A 14,465-nucleotide genomic window follows, 5' to 3' on the forward strand; every position below is an offset into this window, starting at 1 on the left:
TAAAAGAAGGCTACCTAAACAAAATTTAGATAGCCTTTCATATTTTTTATTCAGGGTATTTACTAACATCTTGGTATGTGTTAAACACCCCTTTAATGATAATTTCTCTTTCTATCTCGTCTACTACATAAAACACAATGTAAGGGTATTTCCTCATTGAAACACCTCTTAAATCACCTTTATATCTTCGCTGAAAAGGGAAAGTTTTTATAAAATCCAAGATTCTTACAAACTCATTGATAAAGTTCTCAGCTATTCTATCATTAGCAACTTCTTGGTAATAGTTGATTGCACTCTCAAGCTCAAACTCAGCTCGTGGTGTATTACTAATTCTGTAAAGTAAGTCCATATTTAGATGCAAGTCTATTAACCATTACATACGAATCCTCACATTGGTCAAATGGAGTGTTATCTGCTTCCAACTCTTCTAAGTATTTCATTAATCTTGGCGTCATTTCAATAGGCTGAGGTATGTCCTCTTCTTGAATGATAGAGACATTTAAAGACCTTATAAAATCTTTTATCGAATTTAATTTTCCTACATCAGAGGTAGCAAATGTTACAGCTGTTTCCATAGTCAAATATTTTTAAGGGTTACATAAAAGCAAAAAAATCACTACTTGAAAAAGTAATGATTTTTTAATTTTCTCACTTTATTTCTTGAAGAGAAACATCCCTCAAGAAATGTACTTTTTTCAAATTGTTGGGAAAATGTTGGGAAAAATCACACTTTCTAAAACCTAACCAATTAAATACTAAGCACTTAAAAAGCAAACTTGTACTCGGAGCGGGACTTGAACCCGCACAGGCATTACTGCCCACTGGATTTTAAGTCCAGCGTGTCTACCGATTCCACCATCCGAGCCTTTATGATAGACATAAAAAAAGAGCGAAAAACGGGGTTCGAACCCGCGACCTCAACCTTGGCAAGGTTGCGCTCTACCAACTGAGCTATTTTCGCATATAAATTGTTTCAATAAACTTGCATCTGAAGAGTTATTTTGTTTCTCATTTGCGGTGCAAAGGTACGACAAATATTCATTCCTGCAAATTTTTGAGCAACTTTTTTTTAACTTTTTTACATATTTTTTATAACCTACATTCTTTCAGGTACTTGTATTCCTAACATTTTAAAAGATTCTGCGATGATTTCACCTATTTTTTTGCTCAGAGCTACTCTAAAATGGCGTTTGTTAGTGTCTTCTTCACCTAAAATGGAAACGTTTTGGTAGAATGAATTGAAGTCTTTTACCAAATCGTATACGTAATTAGCGACCACAGCAGGGCTATAATTATCAGCAGCATCTTGCACAATAGAAGGGAAAAGGGTGATGCTTTTCAGTAAGTTTTTTTCTTTTTCTTGTAGAGTATCAGGTTGTATAACAGTTACTTCTTTGCTATTGTTCGTTTCAGCATATTTACGCAAAATAGATTGGATACGAGCGTATGTGTATTGGATAAATGGTCCTGTATTTCCTTGAAAATCGATAGATTCTTTAGGATCAAATAAAATACGTTTTTTAGGATCTACCTTTAATATATAGTATTTTAGGGCTCCTAAGCCAATAGTGTGATACAAAGCTTCTTTTTGTGCTTGGGTATAGCCATCGAGTTTGCCGAGTTCCTGTGAAATTACTTTAGCAGTCTGTTCCATTTCAGCGATTAAGTCATCGGCATCTACAACGGTTCCTTCACGGCTTTTCATCTTTCCACTAGGCAAATCTACCATACCATAGCTGAGGTGGTACAAGTGTGAAGCCCAATCGTAACCTAATTTTTTCAAAATAAGAAAAAGTACTTTGAAGTGGTAGTCTTGTTCGTTACCCACAGTATAAACCATTCCTTTCACATCGGGATAGTCCTTCACACGTTGAATGGCAGTACCCATATCTTGGGTTATATATACTGAAGTACCATCGGCGCGGAGTACCAACTTCTCATCTAAACCATCGGCGGTGAGATCGCACCAAACAGAGCCATCTTCTTTTTTGAAGAATACCCCTTTTTGTAGACCTTGTTCTACGATGTCTTTTCCTAATAAATAGGTATTGCTTTCGTAGTAGTACGAGTCGAAATCTACTCCTAAATTCTTATAAGTAACAGCAAATCCATCGTATACCCATCCGTTCATTTGTTTCCAAAGTTTCATTACTTCAGGGGCTCCTGCTTCCCATTGGCGAAGCATCTCTTGAGCTGCTACAAATATAGGTGCTTGTTTTTCAGCTTCTTCTTTGGATTTTCCTTGAGCTATTAGTTCTTGTATTTCTTCTTTATACGCTTTATCAAATGCTACATAGTAGTTTCCTACCAGTTTATCTCCTTTTAACCCTGTGTTTTCAGGAGTTTCTCCATTGCCAAAACGTTGCCAAGCTACCATAGATTTGCAAATGTGTATTCCTCTATCGTTGATGATTTGGGTTTTATACACTTTATGTCCGGCAGCTTTTAAGATTTCGGCTACTGAATAACCTAAAAGGTTGTTGCGAATATGTCCTAAGTGCAAAGGTTTATTAGTGTTAGGAGATGAGTATTCTACTAAAATAGCCTCTTTACTATTAGGTGTTGCTAATCCAAACAGAGGATTGTCTTTTATTTCTGTTAAAAAGTTGAGGTAATAAGTATCAGCGATAACAAGGTTTAGAAAGCCTTTAATCACATTGAAATCAGTTACTAAGTTGCCTACTTTTTCTTTGAGGTAAGTTCCTATTTGTTCGCCTATCTGCACAGGATTGCCTTTGATGTGGCGTAAAAGCGAGAAGACCACGAGGGTCACATCACCTACAAACTCTTTTTTAGTTTGCTGCAATTCTACATTTTCTAAACTTACGTTGTACAGTTCTTGTACGGCTTGTAGTATATGTTGTTTTAGGATGTCGTTTAAATTTTGCATATATTAATTATCAATCTCAAGGGGTGTTAATTTTTGTAGCGTATTCTGAAATAACTCGTTTGTCAAAATAAGGTTCTTCATCAATATGTAATAATACAGGCAAGTTAGTATGGTGTAAAATCACTTCTTCAGTAGATGGGGTAGGGGAGCCACTAAATACTATACTATGAATGTTTAACCCTCTGTTTTTTAGTGTTTCGTAAGTGAGTAACGTATGGTTGATACTACCCAAATAATGACGAGAAACTAAAATGACTTTATCCGTAGGATGAATTAGGTCAAGCATCATATCTTTTTCATTGAGAGGAACATACAATCCGCCTGCTGCTTCTATAACAAGTGTATTATTAGTTTCAGGGCGTACAATTTTAGAAAGCTCAATTCGCACACCGTCTAATTGAGCTGAAAGATGTGGACTTGCAGGAGTGTGTAATCCATAGCTATTAGGGTGAAATACAGTGTGTGTATTGCTGATAAGTCGTTTTACTTTGTCGGTGTCTGAGTTTTCTAAATCGCCTGATTGTATAGGTTTCCAATAATCAGCTTGAAAAGCCTCTGTAAGAATTGCTGAAACGATGGTTTTGCCAACTTCGGTGGAAATGCCCACCACAAAATAAGTGTCTTTCATTTTGAATGGTTTGTTTTGAGAGTGCAAAAGTACAAAGTAATTGGCAAATGAGCAAAAAATAGCGATTAGTTTTTAGTTTTTAAAATCCAAAAATTTTCTTAAAAATATTTGCACAATTATTAGAAACTTTCTACTTTTGTGGCTTGAAAATAACCATTGATTGAGTTTTTTATAACTCATCATTTTTAAATAATAGATTATATGAAAGTTACAGTAGTAGGCGCAGGTGCCGTAGGAGCAAGTTGCGCAGAGTACATTGCTATTAAAGACTTCGCGTCTGAAGTAGTATTAATTGACATCAAAGAAGGTTTTGCGGAAGGTAAAGCTATGGATTTGATGCAAACCGCTTCCCTCAATGGGTTTGATACTCGTATTACAGGGGTAACCAATGATTATTCAAAAACTGCAGGCAGTGATGTAGCTGTGATTACCTCTGGTATTCCTCGTAAACCAGGTATGACTCGTGAAGAGCTTATTGGTACCAATGCAAACATTGTGAAATCAGTTGTTGAACAATTGGTGAAATATTCACCTAATGTGATTGTAATTGTAGTGAGCAACCCTATGGACACTATGGCTTATTTGGTACACAAAGCTACTAAATTACCTAAAAACCACATCATCGGTATGGGTGGAGCACTTGATAGCGCACGCTTTAAATACCGCTTGGCAGAAGCGCTTAACAGTCCGATTTCAGATGTAGATGGTATGGTAATTGCTGCTCACAGTGATAGTGGTATGTTACCTCTTACACGTTTGGCAAGCTATCGTGGTGTACCAGTAACTGAGTTTTTGAGTGCTGACCGTCTTAACCAAGTAGCCGAAGATACTAAAGTAGGTGGTGCTACCCTTACTAAACTTTTAGGAACTTCAGCTTGGTATGCTCCAGGAGCTGCTGTATCAGCTTTAGTACAGGCAATCGCTTGCGACCAAAAGAAACTTTTCCCTTGCTCAGTGTTACTCGAAGGTGAATACGGACAAAAAGATGTGTGCGTAGGGGTTCCTGTAATTATCGGTAGAGATGGAGTTGAAAAAATTGTAGAGGTAAAACTCAATGATGCTGAAAAAGCTAAATTTGCAGAAAGTACTGAAGCTGTACGTGAAGTAAATAAAGCTTTAGCAAGTGTGTTATAGTCTGCCTTAAGACTTTAAAATTAGAATAAAAGCGACTTTTCCGAAAAAAGTCGCTTTTATTTTATTTGGTGTTCCCGTTCACCGAAGGGGGTAATTCGTAAAGATACTTATAACTATTAAAAATTCTTTTATTTATGAAATATATTCTTGCATTTTTTGTCACTTTTATTGCTACGGCACAACAAACTGATTTTGTGCTCCTCAAAAGTCTTTCTTCCGATTTTGTATTTGATATGAAATATGCAACTCCTGATAACTTCCTTAAACAAGCTGTTTATGAGTGTGGAGAATGCTATCTGCGCAAAAGAACAGCGGAAGCCTTGGTAAAAGCTAATGAGGAGTTTAAAACTTTGGGATATCGCATTAAACTATTTGATTGCTATAGACCTCTTGAAGTACAAAAAAAGATGTGGGAAATACTTCCAGGTACTCATTATGTAGCCAATCCTGCCAAAGGTTCTAAACACAATCGTGGAGCAGCAGTCGATCTCACTTTAGTAGATAAGGATGGTAAAGAATTGGATATGGGCACTCCTTTTGATTTTTTTGGTGAGAAAGCCCATCATACTTGTACCACTCTTTCTAAAAAAGTACTTAAAAATCGCAAGTTGCTGAAAGATATACTCAATAAATACAACTTCAAATCTATTTATTCGGAATGGTGGCATTACGAATACCGCCCTGAAATGCAATCCAAAGTAGAAAACTTTCAATGGCAATGTGAATAATTACGAATAATGGTAGTTATTTGAGATTGTTAGGAAGTTCTAAAATTTGTATGCTTTTAACTCTGATTGCGTTGTTAACTAAAGCACGAGTATATTCAGGATAAGGTTCTCCCGCTGCAGGGGCTCCCATTTTACATTCACCGTCAGAGCCACCTCCTCCGTTAATCCACAAATAAGCATCGGCGTGTGCCCCAGTGGTTTTGGTAGTGCTACGCGGACCTAAAGCTGCATTGAAGTTGTTGCAAGAGTTATAAGGAGCATTAGCATTTTGGTGTTTAGGACGATTTATACCACTGCGCCCTGTGTCAATAACATAATGTGTATTTTTGAAACCTTTAGTAGCTAAATAAGCTACAAACTTCTCAGCTCCAGCTTGTTCTTCAGCAGTACCTCCCACTCCCGAAACATTCAGTGCAAAACCACGCATATATTTTAAGCCTCCATCTATAATAGCATTGGCAACAGTTTCAGGATGTTGGGTAACCAAAACAGAATTCCCAGCATGAATATAACTCATTACTTTAGGGTTGTTCTTATTTAGTTTTTCAGCGACGTAACTAAGCAGTTCAGCACGCTCATTGTATTTAGCTGAGCCTCTTGGGTGACCGCAGTAGTTAATGGCATCAGGCTCAATAATAACCACCGCACGGCGTTGTCCAATAATGGCACTTACGCGGTCTATCCACTCTTTGTAAGAAGCAGCATTAGGGTGCCCTCCTTTTGAAAACGACCCACAATCGCGATTGGGAATACCGTAAAGCACCACAATAGGCGTTTTGCGGGCACGTTCAGCTCCTTCAACGAAGTTTTTAAGCCAACGGTCATTTTTCTCTTTACCACCACTACCAGGACTAACACCGCCGTCATACCAACCTCCGCAGGGCGTACCATACACTTGGTAATACAGCTTTTTCAGTTCTATATTAGGCTCCTTTTTCACTGCATTTAAGCGAGAAGGTTCCAAATAGAAATCCCAATCATAAGGTATTTGTGTAGTAGAAGTCTGTGTAGAGGGGGTGTTGTCTTCCCCTGATTTTTCACAAGCGATTGTTAGTAATAACAAAGTCACTAAGGATACTAATTTATTCATAATTTTCTTTTTAAATGTTTTAAGGCTACAAAGGTAGTGCTTTATTTTTGATTTTGCAAATTTACTAATCTGTAAATTTGTTATTTTCAAATAAATACTATACCTTTGCCAAAGTTTTTCACTTTTTATCTAATGAAAAAAACATATATTACTTTTTTAGCGTTTTTATGCTGTTTTGTTTTAGACAATAATAGGTTACAAGCACAAGAGTTAATGCCTATTCTCAGTCAGGCTCGTCTGCACAAAGATAACTCTAAAGCAGGCTTTGATGGACCTTATATTTTTTATACTGATAAAGGGATTGTTGTAAAACAAGTTGGTGAAAAAAAAGGTGTAGCATTACCGTCTATTCAAACATTTACTAAGGATATCAAAGGTAAAAAATTCACAGCACAACTCAGTGATAAAGAATCTTTTAGTTTTAGAATTAAAAAAGAATTAAAGAATGAAACAGCAGTGTATAATATGCCTGAAAAACTCATTGCTATTTCGGACATCGAAGGTGAATTTGAGGCTTTTAAGCAGTTTTTGATAGCTAATGGGGTGATGAATGCTAAATACCAATGGAAATATGGTAAGGGGCATTTAGTGACGGTAGGTGATTTTTTTGATCGCGGACTTTGGGTTACACAAACACTTTGGCTTATCTATCATTTAGAACAACAAGCTGAAAAAGCAGGGGGTAAAGTACATTTTATACTTGGCAACCACGACTTGATGAATATGAATAACGACTTCCGCTATGTGCGCAAAAAATACTTCCAGAATGCTTCTTTATTACAAGATGAATATTTACATTTCTACAAACCTAATACAGAATTAGGACGCTGGTTGGCTACCAAAAATATCGTTGAAAAAATAGGTGATTATGTGTTTGTACACGCTGGTATCTCTATAGAAATTTCCAATTTAGGACTCACTGTACAAGAACTAAATGATAAAGCCCGTGACTACTATTTTGATAATCTAAAAGCACGAAAATGTAAAGATAGCTTGTATAGTATTCTCTATCAGTTTGGTATAAGTCCTACGTGGTACAGAGGTTGGGGCAAACAAACTATTGATACAACCGAGTCCAAAACTATTTTAGAACGTTGGCAAGTAGGTAAGTTTGTTATAGGGCATACTCTTCACAGTGAGGTAACCTACCTGATGAACAAACGTGTTATCGATCTTGATGTAGCACACGCTAAAGGGGTAATACAAGGATTGTTGATAGAGAATGGCAACGAATATAAAGTAAATAGCAAGGGAGAAAAGTCAGTTATTATTGAGAATGCTGAAATACCTGAAGATGATGATTAACAACTAAACATTAATAACTAATGAAAGGAATTATATTAGCAGGAGGTTCAGGTACACGCCTTTACCCTATTACAAAAGGAGTTTCTAAACAATTACTCCCTATTTATGATAAACCAATGATTTACTACCCACTATCGGTGTTGATGCTCTCAGGCATCCGTGAGATATTGGTAATTTCTACCCCTCAAGATTTACCAGGTTTTGAGCGCCTGTTAGGTGATGGCTCTGATTTTGGCATTTGCCTTAGTTATGCCGAACAACCCAGTCCCGATGGCTTAGCTCAAGCGTTTATCATAGGAGAAGAGTTTATAGGAGATGATGATGTGTGTTTGGTATTAGGCGACAATATTTTCTACGGACAGAGTTTTTCAAAAATGCTTTTTCAAGCAGTAGAAAATGTAACGAAAGAACGTAAAGCTACTGTTTTTGGTTATTACGTAAAAGACCCTGAACGCTATGGAGTAGCCGAGTTTGACAATGCAGGTAATGTACTTAGCATTGAGGAAAAACCAGCACAACCCAAATCTAACTATGCAGTAGTGGGGCTTTATTTCTATCCTAATAAGGTGGTGAAAGTAGCTAAAAGTATCAAACCTTCAGCACGAGGTGAATTAGAGATTACTACTGTGAATCAAGTGTTCCTAAATGACGGTGAACTAAAAGTACAACTTTTAGGACGTGGTTTTGCGTGGCTTGATACGGGTACTCACGATTCACTTAGCGAAGCATCTAACTTTGTGGAGACTTTAGAAAAACGCCAAGGACTCAAAATTTCTTGTTTGGAAGAAATAGCCTATCGCAAGGGGTGGATTACCGCCGAAAAACTGCAAGAACTCGCCAAGCCAATGCTCAAAAACCAATATGGGCAATACCTTTTGCAGTTAACAATGAACAATTGATAATTAACAAAATGAAACCTTTTGTAACACTTATCTTAACCCTCATTACTACTTTCTTTTTGCAGGCGAGTGATAGTTATAACTGGCATACTACGCAGGAGTATCAAGTGAAGAATGAGAAGGGGAGGTTGTTTTTAGTGAAAATAGCAAGAGATCCTAATGGTATTAGTATTGCTGAATATAAAAAAGTGTTATTGCCTAATAGCATTGGAAAAAATGCTTATTTTGTATCAGTAACTGAAGGTAGAGATACCAATCATTTGCTTATTGCTGATGATACTTGGTATTACTTTGTGAACAGTCATATTTTTTATAATAGTAGGGAAAAAATCACCCCTGAAAAAGTTTTTACAGTAGCAAGTGTTACTAAGTTTTTGGGTAGCCAGAATTTTCTTATCGATGGAGTTTGGTACAGAGTCAGTTATAACCCTTATGATAGGGAGCAACCTATCAAAAAAGAACTTATCAATAGTCCCATTGAGCAACTTTCCTCTCCGCAAAAAGAAAAATCAAGCCTATTACAAAAAGATTGGTACTATGATGGAAAAGACTATTATAAGGAAGATGAGTTTTATAGTAATAAATGGCATCGTCTCAAGAACAAAAACTATATAACATTGATAACTCATAAAAAATACACTAATAAAGGTAGAGAGTCTTATCAACATCAATTACAGCCCTTTGTTCTGGTGGATGATGAAATACGATATTATGAAATAGATAATAGGCGAAATGTGTTCAAAGCGAGACTTGTAAGACGTGTACCCCTTACTTCTGAAATAAAAGATTTGCAATTGTGTTTTGCCTCAAAGGATAAATTGCTGATAGAAGATAAAATTATAGAAAATATTTGCGATTTCGATACTATGACCTTTGTGGGCTCTGTAGTAGATGTTATAAATCCCAGTGGCGATTGGGCAGAGGTAGAATACAACTACTATTTTAAAGATAAAAACGGGGTTTATCTCTATCACACCAATGAAAAGACAATGAAAAAACTTTCATACGATTCTCAAACTTTTGATGAAACTAAAATGATTGAGTTTTATACAAATGCTGGTGCGAGTTTGTAGCTCGTAACCTTCTAACCTCTAATAAAAATGGCAAAATTAAAAACAGCATATTTCTGTCAAAATTGCGGTGCGCAATATAGCAAATGGCAAGGACAGTGTTACACTTGCAAGCAGTGGAATACCATTGTGGAAGAAGTCGTACAGAAAGATACGGCTCCTGCTTGGCAAGAAAAAGAATCATCTATCAAAAATAAGGCACCTAAGTACATCCCTATTTCCCAAATCGACACCCAGCAAGAGCCACGCCTCAATAGCAACAATCACGAGCTGAACAACGTGCTAGGGGGGGGCATAGTGCCAGGGTCGGTAACGCTTTTAGGAGGGGAACCAGGGATAGGCAAGAGTACACTATTATTGCAAATAGCTCTTAACTTGCCCTATCGTACGCTCTACGTATCGGGAGAGGAAAGTGAAAAACAGATAAAAATGCGTGCCGACCGTATTCCACATAAGCTCAATAATTGCTTTATTCTCACTGAAACTAAGACACAAAATATTTTCCAACAGATAAAAGAACTCTTGCCCGAAATCGTGATTATCGACTCTATCCAAACCCTTCAATCCGATTATATAGAGGCATCGGCAGGGAGTATTTCTCAAATTAGAGAATGTACTTCCGAACTGATTAAGTTTGCTAAAACTACTCATACTCCTGTAATACTCATTGGGCATATTACTAAAGACGGACAAATAGCAGGTCCTAAAATATTAGAGCATATGGTGGATACCGTTCTGCAGTTTGAAGGCGATCGCAATCACGTGTACCGTATCTTGCGTTCACTGAAAAACCGCTTTGGCTCTACTTCCGAATTGGGTATTTATGAAATGCTTAGCAACGGATTGCGCGAGGTGAACAACCCTTCGGAGATTCTCATTTCCAAAACCGATGAGACCATTAGCGGTACTTCTATAGCTGCCACCTTAGAAGGTATGCGTCCGCTGATGATTGAAATACAAGCCCTCGTGAGTACAGCGGTATATGGTACACCACAACGCAGTACTACTGGATTCAATGCCAAACGCCTCAATATGCTTTTGGCAGTGCTTGAGAAACGCGCAGGATTCCGCCTTGGAGCCAAAGACGTGTTCCTAAATATCACGGGGGGGATTACTATCGACGACCCTGCAACCGATTTAGGGGTGGCAATGGCTATCTTATCGTCCAACGAAGATATAGCCATTGAGAAGGATGTGTGTTTTGCTGGTGAAGTGGGGTTAGGCGGTGAGATACGTCCTGTACAACGTGTAGAACAACGCATTACTGAAGCTGAAAAATTAGGATTTAATACGATTTTTGTTTCTAAATACAATAAAATAGCTCTCAAAAATACGAAGATAAAAGTTATAACGGTCGCTAAAATAGAAGATGCGATACAAGAATTATTTGGATAAGAAGAACGCCTTATGTTGAGAAAACTCTTTAAAGATACCATTATTTACGGCATTGCTACTGTACTCCCTCGTGTGCTAACCCTATTACTCACAAGGCTGTACGTGAATAAACTCGATACTGCCGATTTTGGTATCTATTCAGGGTTGTTTGTCTACCTTATCTTGGGGAATGTACTGCTGTCTTATGGTATGGAAACAGCTTTCTTCCGCTTTATGAATAAAGGCGAACAGAAGAAAAAGGTGCAATCTACCGCACTTACTTCTCTTACCGTTAGCTCTTTGTTTTTCCTGCTGATAGCCTACTTATTGCGACACTTTATTGCCTCTTGGCTGAACTACGATGTGCAATATATTGTCTTTGCCATTTATATATTGGTACTCGATGCCTTAGTGGTCATTCCTTTTGCGTGGCTTAGGAATAAAGGTAAAGCCAAACTCTATGCAATGGTAAAAATAGGGAATACAGCCTTAAATTTAGCGCTTAATATCTACTATCTAAATTATTTGTCTGCTGAAAATCTCGCAACAAATGGAGGTGTATACTACATTTTTTTAGCGAATGTGATTGCTAGTTTAGCGACATTTATTGTGCTGCTACCTATCTACCTCAAAATACGTTTCAAATTCTACTATCCTCTTTGGAAAGAGATGATGATCTACGCTTTCCCCGTACTTTTGGCAGGCATCGCTTTTGCTGTGAACGAAGGTTTTGACCGTGTGTTTTTGCGTATGCTCCTCCCTGCTGATACAGCCGATGAAACGATAGGTATCTACTCAGCTTGCTACAAAATGGGGGTGTTTATGAACCTCTTTGTCACTGCCTATAAACTTGGTATAGAACCTTTCTTTTTCAGTAGTTCCCAAGATGAGAATGCACCTAAAACTTATGCACGTATCACCGAATACTTCATTGTGTGCGGAGGCTTTATTTTGCTCTTTATTACCGTATTTACCGATGTTTTTAAACTTATTTTGATACCTAATAAAGCCTACTGGGATGCGCTCTGGATTGTGCCTATTATCTTGTTAGCTAACCTTTGTTTGGGTATTTACCACAGTCTTTCGGTATGGTACAAAGTAACCGACCGCACGAGCTTTGGAGCGATTGTATCCTTGATAGGAATGGCTATTACAGTAGTGTTCAACTTTGCCCTTATTCCTTGGCTTAGCTATAAAGGAGCCGCTTTGGCTACCCTTATTACCTATGCAGCAATGATGAGTATTTCGTATTACTACGGACAAAAATACTACCCGATACCCTACAAAAAAAGGAAGATAAAAATCTTCCTTGGTATGAGTGTACTCTTCTCTTTTATAAATTTCTATGCCTTAGGCAATAGCATTTATATAGGTATTTTGTTTCTGCTTATCTATGGCTATTTAGCGAGCTTTGCAATCAAGCTAAAAGCGTTGCGGTCAAAAGCGTAGCGCGATAGGCAGTTAAAGTTGGTCAAACAGCAACATCATTTCCTCTTCTTTTTGTCGCATTAGCGCACTGTCTTTGGGGGTTTTATCTTTATACCCACAGAGGTGCAACAACCCGTGTGCCAATACTCGCAACAGTTCTCTTTGGAAAGGCACTTTAAAGATTTCGGCGTTTTCTTTTACGCGTTCTACCGAAATATAAATATCCGAATGGAGTACTTTTCCCTCAGTATAATCAAAGGTGATGATATCGGTGAGGGTGTCGTGTTGCAAGTACTCTACATTTATTTTGTGCAAATACTCATCATCACAAAAAATATAGTTGATATTGCCCGCCTCTTTATCTTCGGATTTAGCAACACTTTTCACCCAGCGTTTTACCGAATTCTTATTATAAGGGAAGATAAAAGGAGTTTCGTTAAAAAAAGAAGTCATAATCTAACTATTTTTTTCTTTAGGCTTATAGGTGCTGATACCTAATAGCGCATAAATAGGAGAAAAATTGATGAGAATGGTTACCAATAGCAAAATAGAAACGCCTGATAACACCGATGCAATAGTTATAGAAAACTCGTTGAAATACCCCAAAATTGCCGTAATCACGATAATAAGCAAGCGGATATTCTTGTCTAAAGTGCTTATATTTCTTTTCATATCACTTTTGTTTAAATTTTGAGGACAAAGGTACAAATAATTTGTAAATTAGCAAATTTGGTAATGAGTAAATTCGCTCATTTGAATTTAAAAAACTACCCTCGCTCTCCCTCTCGAAAGGAAAGGGGCAATTCACAAAAGTGACTTTTTTAATGAGAAAACATCTAATATTTTCTACTATTCTAGAGTTTATTTAAAAATATAAGCCTACTACTATTTTAAAAGCGAATGCCGTTGTATTTAATTATGTAATACAGAGTCTAAATTTTTCTGTCGATTACGTAATTTACCATTAAGGTAAGAGCTTCTTTATAAGGGGAAGCAGGGAAATCGTTGAGAATATTGAGAGCTTTTTGTTGAAACTCTTTCATTTTGGCAGTAGCATATTCTAATCCGTTGTGAGTTTTCACAAAGGCAATCACTTCTTTTACACGCTTTTTATCTTTGTTGTATTTCTTTACCGAATTGATGAGCCATTGCTTTTCTTTTTCTGTACAAGTATTGAGTACATAAATAAGAGGGAGGGTCATTTTTTGCTCTTTGATGTCTATACCAGTAGGTTTTCCGATTGCATCTTCGGTATAATCGAAGAGGTCATCTTTTATTTGAAAAGCCATTCCTATATATTCACCAAAGAGACGCATTTTTTCTATGAGTTCAGGCTGTTCAGGCTGTACTGAGCAAGCTCCCATTGCACAACAAGCCGCAATGAGGGTCGCTGTTTTTTGGCGGATAATTTCGTAGTAAACATCCTCTACGATGTCTAACCGACGTGCTTTTTCTATTTGTAAAAGCTCACCTTCACTCATTTCGCGCACAGCAACTGAGATAATGCGCAATAGGTCGAAATCACCATTGTCTATAGAGAGGAGCAAGCCTTTAGACAGCAGATAATCACCTACTAATACGGCTATTTTGTTTTTCCAAAGTGCATTGATAGAAAAGAAACCACGGCGTTTGTTACTATCGTCTACCACATCGTCGTGCACCAAAGTAGCAGTGTGAATGAGTTCTATAACTGAAGCACCCCTATAGGTACGTTCACTTACTTTACTATCATCAGAAAGCATTTTGGCTACTAAGAAAACAAACATAGGTCGCATTTGCTTGCCTTTGCGATTTACTATATAATAGGTGATGCGATTTAGCAAGGCTACTTTAGACGACATTGAATTGCGGAACTTCTGTTCAAAAAGTTCCATTTCTTCGCGTATAGGTTCTTTTATTTGAGCAGTTATTTTCATTTT

At 37.2% G+C, this 14,465-nt stretch carries 15 protein-coding genes and 2 tRNA genes; 7 read left to right on the forward strand and 10 right to left on the reverse strand.

All coding sequences use genetic code 11. The annotated features are described in order from the left end of the window. Positions 1-46 precede the first annotated feature (46 nt). From CBG49_RS07745 to bioD, 6 genes are all read right to left on the reverse strand, one after another. Complete coding sequence (locus tag CBG49_RS07745) at positions 47-349, reverse strand: type II toxin-antitoxin system RelE/ParE family toxin (protein WP_088594048.1); 303 nt, start codon at positions 347-349, stop codon at positions 47-49. Further along, positions 327-575, reverse strand: a complete 249-nt coding sequence (locus CBG49_RS07750; RefSeq protein WP_088594049.1) for a hypothetical protein — start codon at positions 573-575, stop codon at positions 327-329. The genes CBG49_RS07745 and CBG49_RS07750 overlap by 23 nt, the downstream gene beginning before the upstream one ends. 204 nt (positions 576-779) lie before the next feature. Further along, positions 780-865, reverse strand: a tRNA-Leu gene (locus tag CBG49_RS07755). 23 nt (positions 866-888) lie between these two features. Further along, positions 889-961: transfer RNA gene (locus tag CBG49_RS07760), tRNA-Gly, on the reverse strand. 135 nt (positions 962-1,096) lie between these two features. Further along, positions 1,097-2,890, reverse strand: coding sequence for an arginine--tRNA ligase (gene argS, locus CBG49_RS07765; protein WP_088594050.1), 1,794 nt, complete (start codon positions 2,888-2,890; stop codon positions 1,097-1,099). Between the two features lie 16 nt (positions 2,891-2,906). Continuing rightward, positions 2,907-3,518, reverse strand: a complete 612-nt coding sequence (bioD, locus tag CBG49_RS07770) for a dethiobiotin synthase (protein ID WP_088594051.1) — start codon at positions 3,516-3,518, stop codon at positions 2,907-2,909. Between the two features lie 201 nt (positions 3,519-3,719). On the opposite strand from bioD, the gene CBG49_RS07775 reads away from it, so the two are divergent. Together CBG49_RS07775 and CBG49_RS07780 are read left to right on the forward strand one after the other, a co-directional pair. Then, positions 3,720-4,652: a malate dehydrogenase gene (locus CBG49_RS07775; RefSeq protein ID WP_002678807.1), complete on the forward strand. Its 933-nt coding sequence runs from the start codon at positions 3,720-3,722 to the stop codon at positions 4,650-4,652. 134 nt (positions 4,653-4,786) lie between these two features. Then, positions 4,787-5,380 (forward strand): M15 family metallopeptidase, encoded by a 594-nt coding sequence (locus CBG49_RS07780; RefSeq protein WP_088594052.1) that lies wholly within the window; start codon positions 4,787-4,789, stop codon positions 5,378-5,380. Between the two features lie 16 nt (positions 5,381-5,396). On the opposite strand, the gene CBG49_RS07785 is transcribed toward CBG49_RS07780, so the two are convergent. Next, positions 5,397-6,470, reverse strand: a complete 1,074-nt coding sequence (locus CBG49_RS07785) for a glycoside hydrolase family 6 protein (protein WP_088594053.1) — start codon at positions 6,468-6,470, stop codon at positions 5,397-5,399. Positions 6,471-6,602: 132 nt separating this feature from the next. Here CBG49_RS07785 and CBG49_RS07790 point away from each other — a divergent pair, with 132 nt between their 5' ends. From CBG49_RS07790 to CBG49_RS07810, 5 genes are read left to right on the forward strand one after another with little or no spacing between them, the layout of a single operon-like run. Next, positions 6,603-7,775, forward strand: coding sequence for a metallophosphoesterase (locus CBG49_RS07790; RefSeq protein ID WP_088594054.1), 1,173 nt, complete (start codon positions 6,603-6,605; stop codon positions 7,773-7,775). Between the two features lie 20 nt (positions 7,776-7,795). Then, a complete protein-coding gene (gene rfbA, locus CBG49_RS07795) occupies positions 7,796-8,674 on the forward strand; it encodes a glucose-1-phosphate thymidylyltransferase RfbA (protein WP_088594055.1) in 879 nt (292 codons plus the stop codon). An 11-nt stretch (positions 8,675-8,685) separates the two neighbouring features. After that, positions 8,686-9,747, forward strand: a complete 1,062-nt coding sequence (locus CBG49_RS07800) for a hypothetical protein (protein WP_088594056.1) — start codon at positions 8,686-8,688, stop codon at positions 9,745-9,747. Positions 9,748-9,774: 27 nt separating this feature from the next. After that, complete coding sequence (radA, locus tag CBG49_RS07805) at positions 9,775-11,139, forward strand: DNA repair protein RadA (RefSeq protein WP_088594057.1); 1,365 nt, start codon at positions 9,775-9,777, stop codon at positions 11,137-11,139. Positions 11,140-11,151: 12 nt separating this feature from the next. Further along, a complete protein-coding gene (locus CBG49_RS07810; RefSeq protein ID WP_088594058.1) occupies positions 11,152-12,567 on the forward strand; it encodes an oligosaccharide flippase family protein in 1,416 nt (471 codons plus the stop codon). Between the two features lie 12 nt (positions 12,568-12,579). Here CBG49_RS07810 and ybeY read toward each other — a convergent pair whose 3' ends face one another. The 3 genes from ybeY to CBG49_RS07825 form a co-directional block, all read right to left on the reverse strand. Then, entirely contained in the window at positions 12,580-12,999 is a 420-nt protein-coding gene (ybeY, locus tag CBG49_RS07815; RefSeq protein WP_088594059.1) for an rRNA maturation RNase YbeY, read from the reverse strand. A gap of 3 nt (positions 13,000-13,002) precedes the next feature. Beyond that, the gene (locus CBG49_RS07820; protein WP_002678703.1) at positions 13,003-13,218 is read right to left on the reverse strand and encodes a YgaP family membrane protein; all 216 of its coding nucleotides are present in this window, start codon (positions 13,216-13,218) and stop codon (positions 13,003-13,005) included. Between the two features lie 260 nt (positions 13,219-13,478). Next, entirely contained in the window at positions 13,479-14,462 is a 984-nt protein-coding gene (locus CBG49_RS07825) for a polyprenyl synthetase family protein (RefSeq protein ID WP_088594060.1), read from the reverse strand. Positions 14,463-14,465 lie beyond the last annotated feature (3 nt).

The sequence above is a fragment of the Capnocytophaga endodontalis genome (genome assembly GCF_002209445.1).
Classification (GTDB): domain Bacteria; phylum Bacteroidota; class Bacteroidia; order Flavobacteriales; family Flavobacteriaceae; genus Capnocytophaga; species Capnocytophaga periodontitidis.